The organism is Amycolatopsis sp. NBC_00438 (genome assembly GCF_036026695.1).
Taxonomy (GTDB): domain Bacteria; phylum Actinomycetota; class Actinomycetes; order Mycobacteriales; family Pseudonocardiaceae; genus Amycolatopsis.
This window is the reverse complement of the sequence record NZ_CP107923.1, coordinates 4,183,746-4,208,286: the sequence shown is the minus strand read 5'-3', so window position 1 is coordinate 4,208,286 and position 24,541 is coordinate 4,183,746. Positions and strand designations below refer to the sequence as shown.

General features: G+C 73.1%; 8 protein-coding genes. All 8 read left to right on the top strand.

The window, feature by feature from the left end; genetic code table 11:
* The first annotated feature begins 150 nt into the window (after positions 1-150).
* The 8 genes from OG494_RS18460 to OG494_RS18425 all read left to right on the top strand — a co-directional run bounded on the left by OG494_RS18460 (position 151) and on the right by OG494_RS18425 (position 24,536).
* The gene (locus OG494_RS18460) at positions 151-4,950 is read left to right on the top strand and encodes a non-ribosomal peptide synthetase (RefSeq protein ID WP_328457302.1); all 4,800 of its coding nucleotides are present in this window, start codon (positions 151-153) and stop codon (positions 4,948-4,950) included.
* Positions 4,947-9,257: an amino acid adenylation domain-containing protein gene (locus OG494_RS18455; RefSeq protein ID WP_328457300.1), complete on the top strand. Its 4,311-nt coding sequence runs from the start codon at positions 4,947-4,949 to the stop codon at positions 9,255-9,257. The genes OG494_RS18460 and OG494_RS18455 overlap by 4 nt, the downstream gene beginning before the upstream one ends.
* Before the next feature lie 18 nt (positions 9,258-9,275).
* Positions 9,276-9,470, top strand: a complete 195-nt coding sequence (locus OG494_RS18450; RefSeq protein WP_328457298.1) for an MbtH family protein — start codon at positions 9,276-9,278, stop codon at positions 9,468-9,470.
* 1 nt (position 9,471) lies between these two features.
* Positions 9,472-9,738, top strand: coding sequence for a phosphopantetheine-binding protein (locus OG494_RS18445; RefSeq protein WP_328457296.1), 267 nt, complete (start codon positions 9,472-9,474; stop codon positions 9,736-9,738).
* A 5-nt stretch (positions 9,739-9,743) separates the two neighbouring features.
* Positions 9,744-10,487 carry a thioesterase II family protein gene (locus tag OG494_RS18440; protein WP_328457294.1) on the top strand — a complete coding sequence of 248 codons (744 nt, stop codon included), beginning with the start codon at positions 9,744-9,746 and terminating at the stop codon, positions 10,485-10,487.
* A 127-nt stretch (positions 10,488-10,614) separates the two neighbouring features.
* The gene (locus tag OG494_RS18435) at positions 10,615-11,787 is read left to right on the top strand and encodes a cytochrome P450 (protein ID WP_328457292.1); all 1,173 of its coding nucleotides are present in this window, start codon (positions 10,615-10,617) and stop codon (positions 11,785-11,787) included.
* Positions 11,788-11,808: 21 nt separating this feature from the next.
* The gene (locus tag OG494_RS18430; RefSeq protein WP_328457290.1) at positions 11,809-13,020 is read left to right on the top strand and encodes an MFS transporter; all 1,212 of its coding nucleotides are present in this window, start codon (positions 11,809-11,811) and stop codon (positions 13,018-13,020) included.
* Between the two features lie 11 nt (positions 13,021-13,031).
* Entirely contained in the window at positions 13,032-24,536 is an 11,505-nt protein-coding gene (locus tag OG494_RS18425) for a non-ribosomal peptide synthetase (RefSeq protein WP_328457288.1), read from the top strand.
* Positions 24,537-24,541 lie beyond the last annotated feature (5 nt).

The window sequence follows — 24,541 nt, the reverse complement described above, 5'->3', positions numbered from 1 at the left end:
GGCGCGGTTCGCGTCCAGCACTCCCGCAGCCCCGCGAGGCTGCCGCGGCTGGTCGTGAGTGTTTAGGGCGGTTCTAACCGCCCTGAACACTCACGACGGGCAGCCGCAGTCCATGTCCGTCCTTTGTGGTCAGTTCGGGGTGAGCCCAGCATGTCGGTGCAGGACGAGAAACCGGCCGTGACGATCGACTCCTTCGACCTCGGTGAGCTGACCGGCCCGCCGGTCGCGGTGCCGGTGCGCATCGCGCGGATCGCCGCCCGGTGGCCCGGCCGCCCGGCCCTGCGCTCCGGCGGCCGCGTGCTCACCTACGGCCGGCTCGACGACCTGGCCGCGGACCTCGCCGCCCGCCTGACCAGCGCGGGCGTCCGGCCGGGTGACGTCGTCGCGGTGCGCGGCACGGACCGCTTCGACCAGATCACCGGCCTGCTCGCGGTCTGGCGGGCCGGGGGCGTCCACCTCGCCCTCGACCCGGCGGCGCCCGCCGAACGCACCGAGCGCCTCACCGCACTGGCCGGCGCACACCTCATCCTCGACGGCGGCGACCTGCTGGACACCGAGCACGCCGGCGGCCTGCCGGACCCGGCAGCCACCGTGAACCGTGGCGAAGGCCCAGCCGCGGGCGGCCGGCCGGCCCCGACAGCACACCCCCGCCCCGCGCCGGCCCGGACCACGCCGGAACCCGTCACCGGCGACCACCTCGCCTACCTCATCCACACCTCCGGCACCACCGGCGAACCCAAAGCCGTCGCCGTCGCGCACGGGCCGCTCGCCGCGCACGTCGAGGCCGTCTCCGCCCGCTTCGGCATCAACGCCGACGACGTCGTCCTCTGCTTCGCGCGGTCCACAGTGGACGTCTCGATCGAACAGATCACCACCGCCCTCACCGCCGGCGCGTGCCTGGTCGTCCCCGAGGCGAAACTCCTTTCCGCCGACGAGTTCTGGCGGCTCCTCGACGCCGAACGGGTCACCGTCGCGAACGTCGCCGCCGGGTACTTCCACGACCTGGTCAGCTCAAGGGACGTGCCGAAGACACTCAGGACGATGATCTCCGGCAGCGACCGGCTCTCCCCGGCCGCGGCCGCCGCCTGGACCCGCACCACCGGCGTCCGGCTCTTCAACGCCTACGGCCCGACCGAAACCGTGATCACCTCGACCGTCCACGAGGTCCGGCCGGGCAAGCCGGTCACCGTCGGCACCCCGGTCGGCGACCGCGTCGCGTACCTGCTCGACGAGAAGCTCGAACCGGTCGACGAAGGCGAGCTCTACCTGGGCGGCTCGCTCCTCGCCACCGGCTACCTCGGCGACGGCGGCCGCACCGCCGAGAAGTTCCTGCCCGACCCCCGCACCGGTGGCCGGATGTACCGCACCGGCGACCGCGCCCGCCGCACCGCCGACGGCGAACTGGAGTTCCTCGGCCGCGCCGACGACCAGGTCAAGATCCGCGGCTTCCGCGTCGAGCCCGGCGAGATCGAGAACGCCCTGGCCGCGCATCCCGCCGTCACCGCCTGCGCCGTCGTGCCCCGTGACTCCGCGAGTGGCACCCAGCTCGCGGCGTACGTCGTCACCCAGGAGCCGCTCGGTTACCCGGACATGCGCGATTTCCTCGCCGAGACCCTGCCGGAGCACCTGATCCCGGCGAGTCTCACCCCCCTCGGCCACCTGCCGCTCACCGCCGCCGGCAAGGTCGACCGCGCCGCCCTGCCCGAACCGGCCCGCGTCGACAACGGCCACCGCGCCCCGCGCACCCCGGACGAGCAGCTGCTCGCCGCGATCTGGGCGGACGTCCTCGGCGTGCCGCGCGTCGGCCTCGACGACAACTTCTTCCACCTCGGCGGCGACTCGCTCACGGCCGTCCGTGTGGCCGGCCGCGTCCTCGAAGTCTTCGGACCCGTTTCGCCGTACCAGATCTTCGACGCGCCGACGCTCGCCGCGTTCGCCGCCGCGATGCACGACGGCGCCGGCGACGACCGTCCCGGCCCGGTCCGCGTGCCGGCCGTCGAAGCTCCGCTTTCGCGGTTCCAGCGCGGGCTGTGGCTCCTCGACGCGTGGCAGCCGGGCACGTCCACCTACAACGTCCCCTGGGTGTTCGACTTCACCGGCCCCCTCGACGCCACGCTCCTCAACCGGGCCCTCCAGCGGGTCGTCGACCGCCACGAGGCGCTGCGCACGACGTTCGAGGTCACCGGAACCCTGCCCCGCCAGGTGATCCACCCCCGCCTCGAAGTCCCGTTCACCCTCACCGAAGCACCGGACGCGGCCGAGTTCACCGCCGTCGACGCCCGCACGCCGTTCGACCTCGAAACCGGCCCGCTGCTGCGCGCCCGCCTGGTCCGGACGTCGCCCACGACCGCGAGCCTGATCCTCGTCTTCCACCACATCGTCTGGGACGAAGGCTCCCTCACCGTCCTCGACCGTGAGCTGCGCGAGTACTACACCGCCCTGCTCGAAGACCGCGCGCCGCGGCTGCCGGAACTCGCCGTCCAGTACGCCGACTACGCGAACTGGTTGCAGGACAACGGCATCGCCGAAGCCCAGCTCGACTACTGGGCCGAGCACCTGCGCGGCGTCCCGGACCGCCCGGCCCTCGCGCCCGACCGCTCCCGGCCGGCCGAGCCGGCGCAACGCTGCGGTTACCACCGCTTCGCGTTCGACGCCGACCTCGCCGGCGCCGTCCGAGAGTTCGCGAAGGACGCCGACGCCACGCCGTTCATGGTGCTCCTGGCCGGGCTCGTGCTCGCGGTGCACCGCACCGGCGACGCCGACGACCTCGTGTTCGGCACCCCGGTCAGCGTCCGGGAACGCCCGGAGCTGGACTCGCTCATCGGCTACTTCATCACGCTCGTCCCGCTGCGGTTCCGGATCGAGCAGGACGCGACCCTGCGCGACGTCCTCGAGCACGTCCGCGGCGTCGCCCTCGACGGCTACCGCCACCAGGGCGTGCCCCTCGAAGAGATCACGAGCCGGGTGCTGGGGGAGCGGTCCGGCGACCGCAACCCGCTGTTCCAGCTGGTCTTCGAGATGCACACCGCCGACCCGAGCCCCGAGCCGTTCGGGCCGGCGGCCCTGGAGCGCCGGCTGCACGTCAACGAGCTGTCCCGGTTCGACCTGTCGTGGTCGGTCGAGGACGACGGCACCGGCTTCAGCGGCCGGATCGAGTACGACACCGACCTGTTCGAGGCCGCCACCCTCACCGCGCTGGGCGACCGGTGGCGGATGGCGGTGGCCGACCTGGTCACCGACCCGGACGTGCCGCTCCACGACGAAGCCGCGCCGGGCGACCTCGACGTCCCGGTGCACGAGCTGTTCGAGCACCAGGTCACCCGGACCCCGGACGCCGTCGCACTGGTCTCCGGCGACGCCGAACTGACCTACGCCGAGCTGAACGCGCGGGCCAACCGCGTCGCCCGGCGCCTGCGCAACCAGGGCGTGACCGCGGGCGACGTCGTCGCCGTCCTGATCGACCGCGACGCCGACCTCGTCGTCGCACTGCTGGGCGTGCTCAAGGCCGGCGCCGGCTACACGCTGCTGGACCCGGAACTGCCCGAAGCCCGGCGCGCGGACGCCGTCGCCGCGGCCGACGCGCGGCTGGTCGTGGACCGGGGGTTCGTGGTCACCGCCGACGGACCCGACGACGACCTCGGCCTCCCCGTCAGCGCCGACGCCGTCGCCTGCGTGATGTTCACGTCCGGGTCCACCGGCCGGCCGAAGGGCGTCGCGGCGTCGCACCGCGCCCTGACCGGGACCTACCTGGAGCAGGACTACGCGCTCTTCGCGCCCGGCGAGGTGTGGCTGCAGTGCTCGCCGGTGTCGTGGGACGCCTTCGGCCTGGAGGTCTACGGCCCGCTGCTGTTCGGCGGCACCTGCGTGCTGCACCCCGGGCAGCGGCCGGACCCGGAGACGATGACCGCGCTCGTCGCCCGCCACGGCGTCACGCAGCTGCAGCTGTCGGCCAGCCTGTTCAACTTCCTCGTCGACGAGTTCCCGGCGATCTTCGCCGGCCTGCGCGTGGTCTTCACCGGCGGCGAGCGGGCCTCGGTGCCGCACGTGGCGCGGCTGGTCGAGCGGTACCCGCACGTGCGGATCGTCAACGGCTACGGGCCGGTCGAGAGCATGGGCTTCACCACCTGCCACGTCGTCGGCCCCGCCGACCTGAGCGCGCCGGCGCTCCCCATCGGCGTCCCCGTGGCGCACAAGGACATCCGCGTGCTCGACGACCACTTCCGGCCGTCGGCCGCGGGCGAGCTGTACGCGACCGGCGCCGGGCTGGCCCTCGGGTACGTCGGGCAGCCGGGCCTGACCGCGGACCGGTTCCTGCCCGACCCGCTCGGCCCGCCGGGCGCGCGGATGTACCGCACCGGCGACGTCGGCGGCCGGACCCCGGACGGCACGCTGACCATCACCGGCCGCGCCGACGACCAGGTGAAGATCCGCGGCTTCCGCGTCGAACCCGGTGAGGTCGCCGCCGCGCTGGCCCGCCACCCCGGCGTCAAGGACTGCGCCGTCGTCGCGCACGACGCGCGGCTCGCGGCCTACGTCGTCGCCCGCGACACCCCGCCCGGCTACCAGGACGTCTGCGACCACCTCGCGACGCTGCTGCCGGACTACATGATCCCCGAGAGCCTCACGGTTCTGGACGCGCTTCCGTTGACCGCCAACGGAAAGCTCGACCGAGTGGCGCTGCCCGCGCCGTCTCCGGTCGAGTCCGAGGCGCCCGCGGAGCCGGCCGTCACGGCGGCCGAGCACCTGGTCGCGGCGATCTGGGCCGAGGTGCTCGGGCTCGACGCGGTCGGCGTCGACGACAGCTTCTTCCGGCTCGGCGGCAATTCCCTGGCCGCCGTCCGCGTGGCCCTGCGGCTGTCCACCGAGACCGGCACCCGCGTCGCGCCGCGGCTGGTGTTCGCGGCCAAGACCGTCCGCGCCCTGGCGCAGCGGCTGGAGGTGCGGGCATGACCGGCCGCACCGTCCCGGTCTCCGGGCTCCAGCGCGGAATGTGGTTCCTCGACCGCTGGAACCCGGGTTCCGCCGCCTACACCGTGCCGTGGGTGTTCACCTTCGACGCGCCCGTCGACCCGGACATCCTCGAACGCAGCATCGCCGCGATCGTCCGGCGCCACGAAGTCCTGCGCACGACGTTCTCCTTCGGTCCGGACGGTCCACAACAGACGGTCCACGACGACGTCCGGATCCCGCTGCGCCGCGGCGAGCTCGACCTGAGCGCGGGGTTCGACCTCGAGACCGGTCCGCTGCTGCGCGCCTCCCTGGTGGACGCGACGACGCTGGTCCTCGTTGTGCACCACATCGTCTGGGACGGCTGGTCGTCCGGCATCTTCGAACGCGAGCTGGCGGAGAGCTACACGGCCGTCGTCGAAGGCCGCGAACCGGTCCTGCCGCGACTGTCCACTCAGTACGCCGACTGCGCCGCCGAACCCCACGACGACCAGCTGGACTACTGGCGTGAGCAGCTGCGCGGCGCGCCCGGGCGGCTTGCGGTGCCCACCGACCGGGAACCGCCCGCGCAGCAGGACTTCGCCGGCGACACCCGCGAGTTCGCGCTCCCGGCCGGCCTCTCGAGGCGGATCGGCGAACTGGCCGCCGACGCGGACGCGACGCCGTTCATCGTCCAGCTGGCCGCGTTCGCCGCGCTCCTGAACCGCTACACCGGCGCGGCGGACCTCGTGATCGGCACCCCGATGTCGACCCGCGACCGGCCGGAGCTGGCCGATCTGATCGGCTACTTCGTCAACATCCTGCCGCTGCGACTGCGCGTCGACCGCGCCGCGAGCTTCCGCGAGCTCGTGGAACAGGTGCGTGACACGGCGTTCGACGCGTACGCCTGCCTGGACGTCCCGTTCGACGTCGTGGTCGACGCGCTGGCCCTCGAACGTTCGGCCCGGCACGCGCCGCTGGTGCAGGTCGTCTTCGGCGCGCACGCCGAGGACTCCGAGCCGCTGCGGTTCGGCTCGGTCACCGCGACCCGGCGGGTGCACCACAACGGCACCAGCAAGTTCGACCTGACCTGGTCCACTTTCGACGACGGTGAGCTGCGCGGTGAAGTCGAGTACCGCACCAGCCTGTTCGATGCCGCCACGGTGGACCGGATGACCGGTCACTGGCGCACTCTCATGGATGTCGTCCTGTCCGAACCGGACAGTCCACTGTGGAAGATCGACCTGGCGCCGACGTGGCCGGCCGACGTCACGACGTATCGGCCGCGTTGCCTGCACGAGTCCTTCGAGGACGCCGTGGACCGGTTCCCGGACCGGCCTGCCGTCACTTTCGACGGCGTTTCCGTGGCCTATGCCGAACTGGACCGGCGGGCCAACCGGCTCGCGCACGCCCTGATCGCGGACGGCGTCCGCCCCGGTGATCGCGTCGGCCTGCTGCTGGACCGCACCGACGCGATCGTCGTCGCGATCCTGGCCGTGCTGAAGACCGGCGCCGCGTACGTGCCGGTCGATCCGGCGGCCCCGGACGACCGCGCCGCGTTCGTCTTCGGCGACACCGGCGTCCGGCTGGTCGTCACCGACCGACCCGCTTCGGGGCCGTGGCCCGTGTTCGACCTGCTCTCGCGGGACGTCGCCGGGTACTCGGCGGAGCGGCCGGGCGTGCCGGTCCGGGCCGGTGACCTGGCCTACCTGATCTTCACCTCCGGCTCGACCGGCCGCCCCAAGGGTGTCGCCGTGGCCCACGAGCACGTCGGACGGCTGATGGAGTCCGGCCGCGCGCACTTCGGGTTCACCGAAACCGACGTGTGGACGCTGTTCCACTCCTACGCCTTCGACTGGACGGTCTGGGAGCTGTGGGGCCCGCTGCACCACGGCGGCCGCCTGGTCGTCGTGCCGTACCTGACCAGCCGGTCACCCGAGGCGTTCGCCGCTCTGCTCGCGGATGAAGCCGTGACGTGCCTCTGCCAGACGCCGTCGGCGTTGCGGCAGCTCGAACCCACCCTCCGCACCGGCCCCGCGTTGCCGGCGTTGCGTCAGGTGATGCTCGGCGGCGAAGCCCTCGATCCGGCCGTCGTGCGCCGCTGGTCCGCGCTGGGGCTCTCGGCGTCGCTGTGCAACCTCTACGGCATCACCGAAACCACGGTGCACGTCACCACCCACGACGTGACCCGCTTCGAGCGCAGCCTGATCGGCACGCCGCTGCCGCACCTGGCGGCGCACGTGCTCGACGACCGGCTGCGGCCGTGCCCGGTCGGCGTGCCGGGGGAGCTGTACATCGGCGGCGGCGCGCTCGCCCACGGCTACTGGGGGCGGTCCGGGCTCACCGCCCAGCGCTTCCTCCCCGACCCGTTCTCGGCGACGCCGGGAGCTCGGCTGTACCGCACCGGCGACGTCGCGCGCCGGCTCGCCGACGGCGGCCTGGAGTACGTCGGCCGGTGCGACAGCCAGGTCAAGATCCGCGGCTTCCGCATCGAACTCGGCGAGCTCGAACACGCCCTGGGTGAGCATCCCGCGGTCGACGCGTGCGCCGTCACCGTGCACGACGACCGGCTCGCCGCCTACGTCACCGGCGCGGTGCCGGAGTACGCCGAACTGCGGGCGTTCCTCGCGAAGTCGTTGCCGGAGCACATGATCCCGGCGACGGTGACCGTGCTCGAGGACCTGCCGGTCACGGTCAACGGCAAGCTCGACCGGGCGGCGCTGCCCGAGCCGGTCGCGCGGTCGACGTCCGAGTACACCGCGCCGAGCACACCGGGGGAGCGGCTGCTCGCCGAACTGTGGTCGGACGTCCTGGGCGTCCCGGACGCGGGCGTGCACGACAACTTCTTCCACCTCGGCGGGGACTCGATCCGCGCGGTCCACCTGGCGGGCAAGCTGCGCGACCGCGGTTGGACGCTCACCCTGCCGGACCTGTTCGCCGCGCCGACCCCGGCTCGTCTCGCGCCCCTGCTGCGACCGTGTGCGACGGAGAAGACCTTTGTGGCCCCGTTCGCCGATCTGTCCGAAGTGGACGTCGCGAAGCTGCCCGGTGACGTCGTCGACGCCTACCCGATGGCCGCGATGCAGCTCGGGATGATCTACCACATGGAGCTGTCCGGTGACGCCGGCGGCTACCACAACGTCAACAGCTACCGCGTCGCCGGCCGCCTCGACGAGGACGCGCTGCGCGCGGCGGTGGCCGCGGTCATCACCCGGCATCCCGTGTTGCGCACGAGCCTGGACGTCGTCGGCTACCGCCGGCCGATGCAGCTCGTGCACGCCGAAGTCCCGACCCCGGTGGAGACGGCCGACCTGAGTGGACGGTCCGAAGCAGACCAGCGGGCCGCCGTGACCGAGGTGTTCGACACGTTCTGCGCGATGCGCTTCGACTTGCGGACACCACCGCTGTTCCGGGTCGCCGCCCAGCGACTGGCCGACGACGTCTTCCAGCTGACCATCGCCGAGCACCACTCCATTCTGGACGGCTGGAGCTTCACGTCCCTGCTCACCGAGATCCTGGAACGGCACGCCGACCCGGACGCCCCGCTCGCCCCGCCGCCGGCGTCGACGTTCCGCGATTTCGTCGCCGCCGAACAAGCGGCGGTGGAGTCAGCGGAGAGTGAACGCTTCTGGCGGGACCGCCTCGACGGCGCGGACGGCGCGCTCTGGTCCTCCCAGGGCGGCTCGGAAGCCGCGACGGCGGAGATCCCGCGCACGCTCGAGCGCGTGCTGCCGGACGCCCCGGCGCAGCTCGCGGCGATCGCGTCGGCGGCCGGGGTCCCGATCAAGGCCGCCGCCCTGGCCGCGCACGTGCGGGCGGTGCACCGGATCACCGGCCGCGACCGCGTCACCACCGGCCTGTCGGTGAACGGCCGTCTCGAAGAACGCAGCGGCACCGAGGCGTACGGCCTGTTCCTCAACACCGTTCCGCTGGTCGTTGACTGCACCGCCCCGGACCTCGTCCGCGAACTGCACGAGGCCGAGGTCGCCCTGCTGCCGCACCGCCGCGTCCCGTTCGCCCGACTCGCCCGGCTCATGGCCGGGCCGCGCCTGGAGACGTGCTTCGCGTTCCTGCGATTCCACGCCCTCGGCCGGCTCGCCGGCTCGGCCACCAGCATCGTCGACGACCGGATCGGCTGCGAGCCGGACATGCGCTACGAACCGACGAACTTCGCCCTCGGCGTCGCACTGGTGCAGGACCCGTCGTCGGACCGGATCCTGCTGGCCGTCGACCACCTGCGATCCCTCGTCCCGGACGAACTCGCCGACGCCTACGTCACCGCCTACACCGAAGAACTCGCCGCGCTCGCGGCGCCGATCCCCGCCCGTTAGCCGAGAAAGGAATCCACTGTGGACGCGTTCAAGGACTTCACGGTCGTCGTCAACGACGAGGAGCAGTACTCGATCTGGCCGGCCGAGCTGGCCGTACCCGCCGGCTGGCACCCGGCCGGCAAGAGCGGCACCCGCGAGGAGTGCGTCGCCTGGGTCGACAAGACCTGGACCGACATCCGCCCGAAGAGCCTGCGCGTCGCGCTGGGCGTCTGAGATGCTCGAGACGATAGCCGCGGTTTGGGCCGAGGAACTGGGCGTCACCGAAGTGCGGCCGGAAGACGGCTTCTTCGAGCTGGGCGGCCACTCGCTGACCGCGTTGCGGGTGGTGTACCGGGTGCGGGACGAGTTCGCGGTGGACCTCTCGCTGCGCGACCTGATGGCCGCCCGGACCCTCCTGGACTTCGTCGAGACGGTGCGGTCCGCGCAGCAGGCCCCCGCCCGGCCGACGGTCGCCCTGGTCGGCCGCCGGGGAACCCGGTGACTCTCGTGACCGGTCCGCGTCCGGCGATCGCGGGGGACTGGTGCTACCGGCCGCACCCGCTGCCGGACGCGACCCCGCAGGCCGTGTGCTTCCCGCACGCGGGCGGCGACGTCACGGCGTTCGCCGGCCTGGCCGCGGCACTGGCCCCGGACCTGGAGGTGTGGGCGATCCGGCTGCCCGGCCGCGGAGGCCGCTTCGGCGACCCGATGCCGGCCGGCTTCCCGGATCTGGTGTCCGCGGTGGCCGACGGCCTCTCGGCGTACTTGCGGCCGGGCTCGCTGTTCTACGGCCAGAGTTTCGGTGCTCTCCTGGCGTACGAAGTGGCTCGTGCCTTGCCGTCGGCGCTTCGCCCGCGAATCGTGGTCCCGGCTTGCGCGGCCCCGCCGCCAGGCTGGCCGGGCTCGATCCCGCCGACCTCGGAAGGCGCGTCGGACCTGCTCGAACGCTGCGGCCTGGCCACGGCCCTGCCCGCCGACGAGACGATCCGCGAACTGGCGGTGGCGGCGATCCGGACGGACCTGACGGTCTGCCGCGGCTACCACTACCGCCCCGACCCCGTGCCGGACTTCCCCATCCACGCGGTTGCCGGCTCGTCGGACGCAGGCCTGCCGCCGGCCACGCTGGCCGGCTGGGCGGACGCCACGACGGGCGCTTTCACCGCGTCGGTCGAGCCTGGTGGGCACCTGCTCGCAACGCCACTGACCAGCGGCCCCGCAGGCCTGCTCCGCACCTTGCACGCCCGGTCGTGAGTGGCCATTCGGGTTCTCACCCCGAACGACCACTCACGACCGCCGGACCGCTGCGCACGCCGCCCCGGCGGCTGCGCGCCTGCTGCACCAGCCCGCATCACACGAAAGCCCGCCCGAGGAGGCACCCGTGTCCACCGCCACCGTCGATCTGACCGATCCCGGCCTCTGGGCCCGGCCCGACGTCGGCGGTATCGTCGCCGATCTGCGGGCCCAGGCTCCCGTCCACCGCACCGAAACCGCGCTCGACGGGCCCGTCTGGTCGGTGCTCGGCTACGACCTCGGCTCCCGTGTCCTCACCGACGCCACCACCTTCAGCTCCACCGGCGGCTCGCTCCTCGGGACGGGCGGTGCCCCAGCCGGCGCGGGCAAGATGATGGCGCTTTCCGACGGCCCCCGGCACCGCGAACTCCGGGCACCCGTCCTGCCGTACTTCTCGCCCAAGGGCGTGCGCGGCGCGGCCCAGAGCATCACCGAACTGGCCAAGAGGGTCGTCGAAGACGCTGTCGAGCAGGGTGAAGCCGATCTTGTCGACGTCCTCGCCACCGTGCCGCTCGTCGTGATGTGCGATCTGCTCGGCATTCCCGGTGACGACCGCGATCTGGTCGTCGCGGTCTGCGACGAAGCGTTTCTGGCCCAGACGCCGGACGCGCGCCGCGCCGGGCATCAGAAGCTGTTGCCGTATCTGTTCGAGAAGGTCGTCCAACGGCGTAAGAACCCGGCCGACGACCTCATCAGCACCCTCGCCACCCACCGCATCAAGGGCCGGCGCCTGCCGATCGAGGATGTCGTGCTCAACCTCGACAACATCGTCGTCGGCGGGGTGCAGACCGTGCGGCACACCGCGGCGATGAGCGTCCACGCGCTGATGCGGCGACCCGATCTCTGGAAAGCGCTGGCCGAGGGCGCCGACCTCGACCTCGCCACCGACGAGCTGCTGCGGTTCACCTCCGTCGGCCTGCACGTCCTGCGCACCGCCACGACCCAGGTCGAGCTCGGCGGGCACGTCATCGAGGCGGGCGACAAGGTCGCCGTCTGGACGTGGTCCGCCGACCACGATCCGGCGATGTTCGACCGGCCCGACGAACTCCTGCTCGACCGGTCGCCGAACCGGCACCTCGCCCTCGGCGTCGGCGCGCACTACTGCGTCGGCGCTCCGCTGGCCAAGGCCGAGCTGAAAGCGATCTACGCCGCCCTGCTGGATCAGGTCGCCGTGCTGGAACCCGCCGGCGACGCGGTGCACAACCGCTCGATCATCAACTTCGGCTTCGACCACCTCCCGGTGCGCCTGCGGGCCCGCTGAGCGCGACGGAACGGACCAGCCATGACACAAGCTCAGGTGTACGAGACAAAACCCACCGCGATGTGGGGCAAAGTCGGACTGCTGCTCACCGGCCAGGGCATCTCCCTGATCGGCGACCAGGTCTTCTTCATCGCCGCGGTCTGGGCCGCCGCCCAGCTCGGCGGGACGGCCGCCGTCACCTGGGTGACGCTGGCCGAGTCCGTCCCGCGCGCGCTCGCGATGATCTTCGGCGGCGTCATCTGCGACGCCTTCGGGCCCCGCTCGGTCCTGCTGCGCACCACATCCGTGCGGATCGCCGTGCTGGCCGTCTCGGTCGTGGTCGCGTTGTCCGCGCAGTCGGTGACGCTGCTCGTCGTCGTCGCGGCGCTCGAAGGCGCGATGCTCGGGCTCGGGTCGCCGTCCTTCGGCACGCTCATGCCGCGCATGGTGCCGAAGGAGCGGTTGAGCACGGCGAACTCGGTCCGCACCATGGTCGCGCGCTTCGCGCCGATCCTCGGGTCGCCGTTCGGCGCCTGGCTGGTCGCGACCGGGCACCTCGGCGTCGCCCTCGCCGTCGTCTGCGGCGGTTGTGTCGTTTCGTTGGTCTGCCTGGCTCCGGCGACCAAGGCGATCGACGCGCCGCGCACGGTGTCCAGCGTGCCGTTGTGGCGCCGCTCGGGTGACGGCCTCAAGCTGCTGCGCGCCGACCGCCGGCTCCGGCTGCTGTTCCTTTCCGGGCTGTGCCTGGACTTCGCGTTCGCGTGGCCGATGAACCCCGGCCTGCCCGAGGTGGTCATCGAACGCGGCTGGGCGGTTTCCGCGGTCGGCCTGCTCATCGCCTGCTGGGCGGCCGGCGCGCTGGTGTCGGCCGGGCTCGGCGCGCTGCTCGGCGACCGCGTGCCGATCTCGGTGCGGCTCGTCGGCAGCGGGATCGGGATCGCCGTCCTGTTGCTGGGCATGGTCCTGGTGCCGTCGTTGTGGGTGATGGCCGCGATGGCCGTCGCGCTGGGCGTGTGCTCCGGCCAGAACGGCCCGGCCGCGGTGACGCTCTACCAGCAGGCGGCGCCGATGGACCGCCTCGGCGTCGCGATGTCGATGGTGTCGCTGTCCGGCATCGGCTGCGCGCCGCTGGCCTACGCGGTGTCCGGCGCCATCGCCAGTTTCACCACCCCCGTCGTCGCCTGGATCTGCAGCGCCGTGATCGCCTTCGGCGGCCCGGTGTTCGCGGCCCGGGCCCTGCGCCTGCCCCAGTGAAGGGATTTCCCGTGCGTCCGTTGTCGTTCGGCCAGCAGCGCCTGTGGTTCCTGGACCAGCTGGAAGGCCCCAGCGCCACCTACAACGTCCCGTTCCCGCTGCGCCTGCGCGGCCGCCTCGACCGCCGCGCGCTGCGGCAGGCGGTCGCCGACGTCCTCGGCCGCCACGAGGTGCTGCGCACGGTCATCCCGGTCGACGGCGGCGTCCCCGGCCAGCAGGTACTGTCCACTGTGGACTCGGCCGGACGGCTGATCTTCGACGTCCGGTCCGGCGACGACCTCGCGGAGGCGATCGCCCGGCCCTTCGACCTCGCCGCGGATCTGCCGCTGCGCGTCACCCTGTTCGAACTCGGCCCGGACGACCACATCCTGCTGCTGGTACTGCACCACATCGCCTGCGACGGCTGGTCTCTCGGCCCGCTCGGTCGCGATCTGGCAAGCGCTTACACCGCGCGTCTCGACGGCGAAGCCCCGGACTGGGAGCCACTCCCGGTGCAGTACGTGGACTTCAGCGAGTGGCAGCGCGAGGTGCTGGGCACCGAGGACGACCCGGACAGCCTGCTCTCGGCCCAGCTCGCGTACTGGACCGAGCGGCTCGCGGGCGTCCCCGAGCGGATGGTCCTGCCCGCGCACCGGGCCGGTGACACGACCGGCGCCGCAGGGCTCGTCGAAATCGAGATTCCCGCTGACCTGCACGCCCGGCTCGTCGCGGTGACGCGGGCCGCGCGCTGCACGCCGTTCATGGGTCTGCAGGCCGCCTTGGCCGCGTTGCTGCACCGCTGGGGCGCGGGTGACGACATCGTGCTCGGCACGCCCGTCGCCGGCCGCGGCGAAGAAGCCCTGGAAGACCTCGTCGGGTTCTTCGTCAACACCCTGGTCCTGCGCACCGACCTGAGCGGCGACCCGAGCTTCGCCGAACTCCTGGCCCGGGTCCGCGACACCGGCCTCGACGCCTACGCCCACCAGGACGTCCCCTTCGACCGGCTGGTCGACCGCCTCGGCGCCGGCCGGTCCGCGCACCCGCTGTTCCAGGTCATGGTCGTCCTGCAGCACGACGACGGGACGGCGCTCACCCTGCCCGGCCTCGACGTCCGGCCCGTGCCCCTGGACCTGGCCACCGCCAAGCTCGACCTCAGCGTGGTCTTCGCCGAGCACGCGAACGGCGTCTCGTGCCAGTTCGAGTACGCCGCCGACCTGTTCGAGAAGTCCACTGTGGACGCGATGGCGGCCATGCTGGTGCGACTGCTCGACCTGGCACTGGCCGATCCGGACCGGCCACTCGGGGCTCTGGAACTCGCGAAAGTCGAAGCCGTCACAACGGAAACCGCTCCCGGGATCGCGCCGGTGACCTTCCGTGGCGCCCGGACCGCGCGGGAAGAGATCCTCTGTGCGCTGTTCGCCGACGTCCTCGGGCTCGACACCGTCGGCCTCGACGACGGCTTCTTCGCCCTCGGCGGCCATTCCCTGCTCGCCACCCAGCTGATCAGCCGGATCCGCACCGCGTTGAACGCCGAACTCGGCGTCCGCGCGCTGTTCCGCGCGCCGACCGTCGCCGGAATCCTGGCCACCCTCGACGCCCAGGCGCCCGGCCCGGTTCGCCCGCCGCTCACCCCGCGACCGCGCCCGGACCGCGTTCCGCTGTCGTCCGCGCAACGGCGGCTGTGGTTCCTCGCCGGGGTCGACGGCCAGGACCGCGCGTACAACATCCCGCTCACCCTGGGACTCACCGGCCCGGTCGACGTCGCCGCCCTCTCCGCCGCCTGCCGGGACGTCGTCACCCGCCACGAAACCCTGCGGACGGTGTTCCCGGTCGAGAACGGCGAACCGTGGCAGGACGTCCTGCCGGCCGCAGACGTGCTGGAAGTCGTCGACTGCGCGCCGAGAGAACTGGCCGCGCTGGCCGAGGCCGCCGGGAGTGCCGCGTTCGACCTGGCCCGCGAGATCCCGCTGCGCGCGCGGCTGTTCCGCGCCGGTGACGAGTCCGTCCTCGTGCTCTGCCTGCACCACATCGCCGCCGACGGCTGGTCGACCGGGCCGCTGATGGCCGACCTCACCACCGCGTACACCGCCCGGCTCGCCGGGCAGCCGCCGACGTGGCCGCCGCTGCCGGTCCAGTACGCCGACTACGCGCTCTGGCAGGCCGACCTGCTCGGTGACGAGGCCGACCCGGACAGTCTGGCGGCCCGTCAGCTGACCTACTGGACCGAAACGCTGGCCGGGCTGCCCGACGAACTCGCGCTCCCCGCCGACCGCCCGCGCCCGGCGAACCCCAGCCACCGCAAGGACGTCGTCTCGGCCGAGGTCGACGCGGCCACCCACGCCGCGCTCAAGGCCCTGGCCCGGGACAACCAGGCCACGCTGTTCATGGTCGTGCAGGCGGCGTTCGCGCTGCTGCTCACCCGGCTCGGCGCGGGCGAGGACGTCCCGATCGGCACGCCCGTCGCCGGCCGCGGCGAGGAGGTGCTCGACGACCTCGTCGGGTTCTTCGTCAACACCCTGGTCCTGCGCACGGACACGTCGGGAGCGCCGGCGTTCCGCGAGCTGCTCGCCCGCGTCCGCGACGCCGACCTCGGCGCCTTCGCCCACCAGGACCTGCCCTTCGAGCGCGTGGTCGAAGAACTCAACCCGCCTCGCGTGCTCGCCCGCCACCCGCTGTTCCAGGTACTGCTTTCCTTCCTCGGCAGCGAAACCGCCGGTGGCGAGTGGACCCTGCCGGGGCTGACCGTGACCGCCGGGGACACGGTGTCGGGCACCGCCAAGTTCGACCTGAGCCTGACGGTCGAGGACCGCCGCGCCGGGCTCGGCTGCAGCCTCGAGTTCGCCACCGACCGGTTCGACCGCGCCACCGCACAGGACATCGTCGACCGTCTCGTGCGGCTCCTGACGGTGGTCGCCGCGAACCCGGAGTCGCGGGTGGACAGCGTCGACTTGGTGTCCGATGTGGACCACCGCCGGCTGGCGAAGTGGAACGACACCAAGGCGACCGTTCCGTCGGCGACGCTGCCGGAGCTGTTCGCCCAGCAGGTGGCCCGGACCCCGGACGCGACCGCCGTCGTGTTCGAAGGTGAGTCGCTGACGTACGCGGAGTTCGACGCCCGGGTGGACCGGCTGGCCCGGGCCCTGCGCGTGCGGCCCGGTGACGTCGTCGCGGTGCAGCTGCCGCGCTCGCTCGAACTCGTCGTCGCGATCTACGCCGTGCACCGCGCCGGTGCGGCGTACCTGCCCGTCGACCCGGGCTATCCGGCTGACCGGGTGGCCTTCATGCTCGCCGACGCCCGTCCCGCGCTGGTCCTCACGCCCGACACGGACCTGGACGGCGACGGACCGCTGCCCGTGATCACCCCGGACCACCCGGCCTACGTGCTCTACACGTCCGGCTCGACCGGCCGGCCCAAGGGTGTGCTGATGTCGCACGCCGGGATCGTCAACCACCTCGCCTGGATGCAGGCCGAACACCCCCTGACCGGCGGCGACCGGGTGCTGCAGAAGACGCCGTCCAGCTTCGACGTCTCGGTCCTCGAGTTCTTCCGGCCGCTCCTGTCCGGCGCGACCCTGGTCGTCGCGCGGCCCGACGGGCACCGCGACCCCGCCTACCTCCTCGACACGATCCGCGCCGACCGGATCAGCGTCCTGTACGTGGTGCCCGGCATCCTCGACGGGATCCTCGGACTGTCCGAAGGGGACTGCCCGACGCTGCGGAAGGTGTTCTGCGGCGGCGAAGTGCTGACCGCCGCGCTGGCCGGCCGTTGCGCGAGCACCTTGACCGCCGACCTGATCAACCTCTACGGCCCGACCGAGGTCGCCGTCGACGCCACCGCCCACGTCGTCGGCGCCGGACCGGTGACGATCGGCGCGCCGGTGTGGAACACCCGCGCGCACGTGCTGGACGCCCGGCTGAGCCCGGTGCCGCCGGGCGTGCCGGGGGAGCTGTACCTCGCCGGCGCGCAGCTCGCGGACGGCTACCTGCACCGCGGCGGCCTGACCGCGGACCGGTTCCTCGCCGACCCGTTCGGCGGCCCGGGGGAGCGGATGTACCGGACCGGCGACCTGGTCCGCTGGACCGCCGGCGGCGAGCTGGACTACCTCGGCCGGACCGACGAGCAGGTCAAGCTGCGCGGCCTGCGCGTCGAACCGGGCGAGATCGCGGCCGTCGCCGCGGAACACCCGGGCGTGCGTGAGGCGGCGGTCGTCCTGCGCGAGGACCGGCCCGGTGACCAGCGCCTGGTCGCCTACGTCGTCGGCGACGCCGAGCCGGCCGCGCTGCGGGACCACGTCGCGGCGTTCGTCCCGCGGCACCTCGTGCCGTCGGCGTTCGTGCCGCTGCCCGAGCTGCCGCGGACCCCGAACGGCAAGCTCGACCGGAACGCTCTTCCGGTGCCGGACCTGGTCACCGGAGTGGCGCGAGAGCCCCGCGACGCTCGCGAAGAGATCCTTTGCGGACTTTTCGCGGACGTCCTCGGCGTCGAGCGGGTCGGGATCGACGACGGGTTCTTCGACCTCGGCGGCCACTCCCTGCTCGCCACCAGACTGGTCAGCCGGATCCGCGCCGCGTTCGGCGCGGAGATCGGCATCGGCGACCTCTTCGACGCGCCCACCGTCGCCGGTCTCGCCCCGCGACTGTCCACCGCGGACGCGGCCAGGCCCGCGCTGCGGCCGCTCCCGCGTCCGGAACCGATGCCGCTTTCCCCGGCGCAGCAACGGCTGTGGTTCATCCTGCAGTTCGGGGACGACACCGGCGCCTATGACATGCCGCTCGCCCTGCGGTTGCGCGGCGAGCTGGATCGGGACGCGCTGAGCGCGGCCCTCGGCGACGTCGCCGAGCGGCACGAAGTCCTGCGCACGATCTTCCCGGCCGTCGACGGCGAGCCCCACCAGGTGGTCCTGGACGGGTGGCGACCGGAGCTGACCGCCCCCGAAACACGGCCGTTCGACCTGACGCGCGAACCGCCGTTCCGCGCGTCGCTGGTCGCCGACGCGCCGGACGACCACGTGCTCCTGCTGACGCTGCACCACATCGCCGCCGACGGCTGGTCCCTGGGCCCGCTGGTCGACGACCTCGCCGAGGCCTACACCGCGCGCCGGGCCGGCCACGCGCCGGAGTGGGCGCCGCTGCCGGTCCAGTACGGCGACTACACGCTCTGGCAACGCGACCTGCTCGGCGACGCCGACGATCCGGCGTCACCGCTGGCCGCCCAGCTGGGCTACTGGCGGGAGCAGCTCGCCGGGATCCCGGACGAGCTGCCGCTGCCGACCGACCGGCCGCGCCCCGCGGTGGCGTCGCACCGGGGCGACTCGGTGCCGGTCGAGATCGGCGCCGAGCTGAGCGACCGGCTGCGCGAGCTGGCCACCTCCGCGCAGGTGACGTTGTTCATGGTGCTGCAGGCCGCGCTCGCCACCGTCCTGACCCGGTCTGGCGCGGGTGAGGACGTCCCGATCGGCACGGCCATCGCCGGCCGCACCGACGAGGCCCTCGACGGCCTCATCGGGTTCTTCGTCAACACCCTCGTCCTGCGCACCGACACCAGCGGCGCCCCGAGCTTCCGCGACCTGCTCGGCCGCGTCCGCGAAACCGACCTGGCCGCCTACGAGCGGCAGGACGTCCCGTTCGAGCGCCTGGTCCACGAGCTGAACCCGGCCCGGTCGCTGGCCCGGCACCCGCTGTTCCAGGTGTTCCTGGTCCTGCAGAACACCGGTGACGCCGGCCTGACGCTGCCCGGGCTCGACGTCACCCCCGAAGTCCTGGACTCCGACGCGGTGAAGTTCGACCTCGGCTTGAACCTCGCCGAACACACCGGCGGGATCACCGGTTCGCTCTCGTTCGCCGCCGACCTGTTCGACCACACGACCGCCCTCGCGCTCGCCGGGCGGCTGGTCCGGCTCCTCGACGCGGTCGTCGCCGAGCCGGACACCCCGCTCGACCGCGTCGATCTCCTGTCCGATGTGGACCGCCGGTCGCTCGCGGAGTGGACGGCGACCGACGCGCCGGTGTCGACCGGGACTTTGCCGGAGTTGTTCTCGCGGCAGGTGGCGCGGACACCGGAAGCGATCGCGGTCGTCTTCGAAAGCGAGTCGCTGACCTACGCCGACCTCGATGACCGGGTCGAGAGGCTGGCCAGGGCGCTGAGCGGCCACGGCGTCCGGCCCGGTGACGTCGTCGCGGTGCAGCTGCCGCGCTCACCCGACCTGGTCGTCGCGGTCCACGCCGTCCACCGGGCCGGCGCGGCGTACCTGCCGGTCGATCCCGGTTACCCGGCCGACCGGATCGCCTTCATGCTCGAAGACGCGCGGCCGTCATTGGTGCTCACCGGGGAGACCCGCCTCACCGGCGACGGGCCGCTGCCCGCGATCACTGCGGACCACCCGGCCTACGTGATCTACACGTCCGGGTCGACCGGCCGGCCCAAGGGTGTGCTGATGTCGCACGCCGGGATCGTCAACCACCTGGCGTGGATGCAGGCCGACTACCCCCTCGGCCCCGGTGAGCGGGTGCTGCAGAAGACACCGTCCGGGTTCGACGTCTCGGTCTGGGAACTCTTCTGGCCGCTGCTGACCGGTGCGGCTCTCGTCGTCGCGCGGCCGGACGGGCACCGCGATCCCGCCTACCTGCGAGAAGTGATCCGCGCCGAACGTGTCACCGTGGCGCACTTCGTCCCGGCGATGCTCGAGGCGTTCCTCGCCGAACCCGGCTCCGGCGAGACTCCGCTGCGGCAGATCTTCTGCGGCGGTGAAGCGCTGACCCCCGCCTTGGCCGAGCGGTGCACGGCAAGCCTGTCCGCGCGACTGTCCAATTTCTACGGTCCGACCGAGTTCGCCGTGGAAGCGAGCCACCACCCGTTCACCCCCGGCGAGTCCACCGTCCCCATCGGACGTCCGGTGTGGAACACCCGCGCGTACGTGCTCGACGGGCGGCTCGACCCGGTCCCGCCCGGCGTGCCCGGGGAACTCTGGCTCGCCGGGATCCAGCTCGCCGACGGCTACCTGCACCGCCCCGGCCTGACCGCCGAACGGTTTGTACCCGACCCCAGTACCCCGGGGGCCCGGATGTATCGCACGGGAGACCTGGTGCGCTGGACTCACACGGGTGAGCTGGAGTACCTCGGCCGCACGGACGACCAGGTCAAGTTGCGCGGGCAGCGTCTGGAGCTGGGTGAAGTCGCCGGCGCCGCGACCCGGCACCCGGGTGTCACGCAGGCTGTCGCCGTCGTGCGCGAGGACGTCCCGGGCGACCGGCGGCTCGTCCTCTACTGCACCGGTGACGCGACCGGCGTCCGGAGCCATCTCGCGGCCGTCCTGCCGGAGTTCATGGTCCCGGCGGCCGTTGTCACCCTGCCCGAGTTCCCGTTGACCCCCAACGGGAAGATCGACCGCCGGGCGCTGCCGGTCCCGGACGCGGAGACCACGTCCTATCGCGCGCCCCGGGACCCGGCCGAAGAGATCCTTTGCGGACTGTACGCCGAACTGCTCGGCGCCGGCCGGGTCGGGATCGACGACGGGTTCTTCGACCTCGGCGGCCACTCGCTGCTGGCGACGCGGCTGATCAGCCGGGCCCGGTCCGCGCTCGGGGTCGAGCTGGGCATCCGTGACCTGTTCCAGGCGCCGACCGTAGCCGGGCTCGCGGCCCGGATCGACCACGGCCGGCCGGTCCGGCCCGCGCTGCGCCCGCGTCCGGTGCCCGACCGGATCCCGCTGTCCCACGCCCAGCACCGGCTCTGGTTCCTCAACCAGCTGCACGGCCGCGACGCCGGGTACGCGGTCGTCTGCGCTCTGCGGCTCACCGGGCAGCTCGACCGCACCGCCCTGGCGGACGCGCTGGCCGACGTCACCGGCCGCCACGAGTCCCTGCGCACGATCTTCCCCGAGCTGGACGGCCGTCCGTGCCAGCAGATCCTCGACGTCTCCGAGATTCCCCTGGATGTCCGCACGATCGCCGAGTCCGGTCTGTCCGAAGCACTCGACGCGGCGGCGGCCGCGACCTTCGACCTCACCACCGACCGCCCGTTCCGGCCCGAATTGCTCGCTCTCGGCGAGGACGACCACGTGCTGGTGCTCGTGCAGCACCACATCGTCAGCGACGGCTGGTCGATGGGCCCGCTGGTCCGCGACCTCTCGGCCGCCTACACCGCCCGGTGCGCGGGTGAGCGTCCGAAGTGGACACCGCTGCCGGTCCAGTACCGTGACTACGCCTTGTGGCAGCACGACGTCCTGGGCGACCCGGACGACGACGGCTCGATCCTCGGCGCCGAACTGGCGTACTGGCGCGAGCGCCTCGCCGGGCTCCCGGAGGAACTCACGCTGCCGGCCGACCGGCCGCGGCCCGCCGTGGCCGAGCACCGCGGCGACTCGGTGCCGGTCGAGATCGACGCCGGCCTCCACAATGGACTCCGGGACCTGGCGCGCGACGGCGGGGTCACGCTCTTCATGGTGCTGCAGACCGCGTTCGCCGTGCTGCTGACCCGGCTCGGCGCCGGGGACGACATCCCGATCGGCACCCCGGTCGCGGGCCGCACCGACGAAGCCCTCGACGACCTCGTCGGGTTCTTCGTCAACACCCTGGTCCTGCGCGTGGACACAGCGGGGGAGCCGACGTTCCGTGAGCTGCTCGGCCGCGTCCGCGAGACCGACCTGGGCGCGTTCGCGCACCAGGACGTCCCGTTCGAGCGGCTCGTCCACGAGCTGAACCCGGCCCGGTCGCTGGCCCGGCACCCGCTGTTCCAGGTGCTGTTCGTGCTGCAGAACGCCGACGACGCCGACCTCGACCTGCCCGGCCTGCGCGTCAGCGGCGAACCGGTCGCGGTGCGGACCGCGGCGTTCGACCTCGCGTTGTCGCTGCACGAGCTGGACCCCGGCCGGGCGTCCGGCATCGGCGGCGGGCTCACGTACCGCACCGACCTGTTCGACCGCTCGACGGTCGACGGCTTCGTGACGCGGCTGGTCCGGCTGCTGACGGCGGCGGTCGCGTCGCCGGACACCCCGATCGGCGGCCTGGAACTGCTGGCGCCGGGGGAGCGACGACGGCTGCTGGCCGCGCCGGACCCGGTGGACTTCGGGCCGTGGCGTGCGGTTCCGGACCGGATCGCGGATCGCACCGACGGCGTCGCCGTCGTCACCGAGGACGGCGAACTCGGCTACGCGGACCTCAACCGGCGCGCCAACCAGCTCGCCCGTCACCTCGGGATCACCCGCGGCACGCTGGTCGGCGTCTGCCTGCCGCGCGGGCCGGAACTGCTCGTCGCGCAGCTCGCCGTCATGCGGGCCGGGGGCGCGTACGTGCCGCTCGACCCGGGTTACCCGGCCGACCGGCTGGCGTTCATGCTCGCCGACGCCGCGGCTCCGGTGGTCATCACGACCACCGCGCTGGCCGCCCAAGTGGCCGGGACCGCTCGGGTCCTGTGCCTGGACACCGAAGCCGCGGCCATCGCGGCCCAGCTCGTCGACGCTCCGCAGGTCGAGCTGAGCCCGCGCGACGCCGCGTACGTCATCTACACCTCCGGGTCCACCGGGACACCCAAGGGCGTGGTCCTCGACCACACCGGGCTCGCCCACCTTTGTGCTTGGTACCACCGCGAATTCGGCGTCACCGCCGCCGATCGGGGCGGGCACGTGGCCGCGCTCGGGTTCGACGCCGCCGTCTTCGAGACCTGGCCGCTGCTCACCGCGGGCGCGTCGGTGCACCTGCCGGCGCAGCGCGTGCTCGACGACACCGGCAGGCTCGCCGAATGGCTCGCCGAGTCCGGGATCACCGTGGCGTTCCTGCCGACGCCCCGGCTGGAGCTCATGCTCGACGAACCCGCGTTCGCCGGCCCGGACCTGCGGGTCGTCGTCGCCGGGGGCGATCGCCTCCGCCGTCGGCCGTCGTCCGGCGACGGCTTCCGGCTGGTCAACGGCTACGGGCCGACCGAGTGCAGTGTGATGGCCACCGGTGGCGACGTCACGCCGGACGGCGACGGCCCGCCGGACATCGGCGAGGCGGTGCCGAACACCCGGGTGTACGTCCTGGACCGGCGGTTGAACCCGGTGCCGGCCGGGGTGCCGGGGGAGCTGTACCTGGCCGGGTCCGGGCTCGCGCGCGGGTATCTCGGCCGGCCGGGCTTGACCGCGGGCGCGTTCGTCGCGGATCCGTTCGGCGGGCCGGGGGAGCGGATGTACCGCACCGGCGACGTCGTGCGGTGGCGGGGTGACAACCGGCTGGACTTCCTCGGCCGGGCCGACCACCAGGTCAAGGTGCGCGGGGTGCGGATCGAGCTGGGCGAGATCGACGCCGTGCTCGGCCGCTGCCCCGGCGTCCGGCAGGCGGTGACGGTGCTGCGCGAAGGCCGGCTCGTCGCCTATCTCGTCGCGGACGCCGGTACCGAGCCGCGGCCGCACGCCGAAGCGTTCCTGCCCGCGAACATGGTGCCCTCGGCGTTCGTCGTGCTGGATGCTCTCCCGCTCACGCCGAACGGGAAGCTCGACCGCACGGCGTTGCCCGCGCCGGTCCGGGCGGTCGCGCCGGTCCGGGCGCCGCGGACCGCTTTGGAGCGCGCCCTGTGCGGGCTGTTCACCGAGGTGCTCGACGTGCCCGAGGTGTCGGTCGACGACGGTTTCTTCGACCTCGGCGGGCATTCGCTGCTCGCCGCGCGGCTGATCAGCCTGATCCGCCGCGAACTGGGCGCCGAGCTGGGCATCCGGGTGCTGTTCGAAACCCCGACCGTCGCCGGGCTGGCCCAGCGGCTGGGCACCGGCACGGCCACGGGCACCGACCGTGACGAGCTGGCCGTCCTGCTGCCGCTGCGGGCGGCCGGCGAGGGGGCGCCGGTGTTCTGCGTCCACCCCGCGGCGGGCATCGGCTGGGTGTACTCCGGGCTGCTGGCGCACGTGGACCGGCCGGTCTACGCGCTGCAGTCGCGCGGCCTGACCCAGCCCGACCGCCGGCCGGCCACCATCGACGAGCTGGTCAAGGACTACCTCGAGCAGATCCGCCGGGTGCGCCCGCGCGGGCCGTACCACCTGCTCGGCTGGTCGTTCGGCGCGCAGGTCGCGCACGCGATGGCAGCTGAACTGCAGGAACAGGGGGAAGAGGTCGGGTTGCTGGCGATGCTGGACGGCTACCCGCCGACCGGTCCGGCGCCGTCGGACGAGCCGCTCGCCGCGTTGCTGGGCTCGCTCGGGCACGACCTGTCGGCCCGGCCGGACTCGGCGCCCCTCGACCTGCCGGAGTTCCGGTCGATCCTGCTCGCGGACGGCAGCCCGCTGGCCGCTCTCTCCCCGCAGGCGGTGGACGCGCTGCCCGAGGTGTTCGCGCACAACAGCGCGCTCGCCCGGGCGCACCGGCCTGGCGGGTTCGCCGGTGACGTCCTGTTCTTCCGTGCCACGGAAGGGAAACACGCCGATTCTCCGGAGCCGTCGATGTGGGAGCCGTACGTCGAGGGGCGGTTGGCGATACACGAGATTGCCGCCCGGCACGGGGAGCTGACGCGGCCGGAAGCGGCGGCCGAAATCGGTCCGGTGGTGGCGGCGCGGCTGGCCGGCCGGTCGTGAGTGTT

Excerpts from the sequence above, each read along its gene's own strand:
- OG494_RS18460 (WP_328457302.1), top strand. The coding sequence starts at position 151 with ATGTCGGTGCAGGACGAGAAACCGGCCGTGACGATCGACTCCTTCGAC.
- OG494_RS18445 (WP_328457296.1), top strand. The coding sequence starts at position 9,472 with ATGCTCGAGACGATAGCCGCGGTTTGGGCCGAGGAACTGGGCGTCACC.
- OG494_RS18430 (WP_328457290.1), top strand. The coding sequence starts at position 11,809 with ATGACACAAGCTCAGGTGTACGAGACAAAACCCACCGCGATGTGGGGC.
- OG494_RS18455 (WP_328457300.1), top strand. The coding sequence starts at position 4,947 with ATGACCGGCCGCACCGTCCCGGTCTCCGGGCTCCAGCGCGGAATGTGG.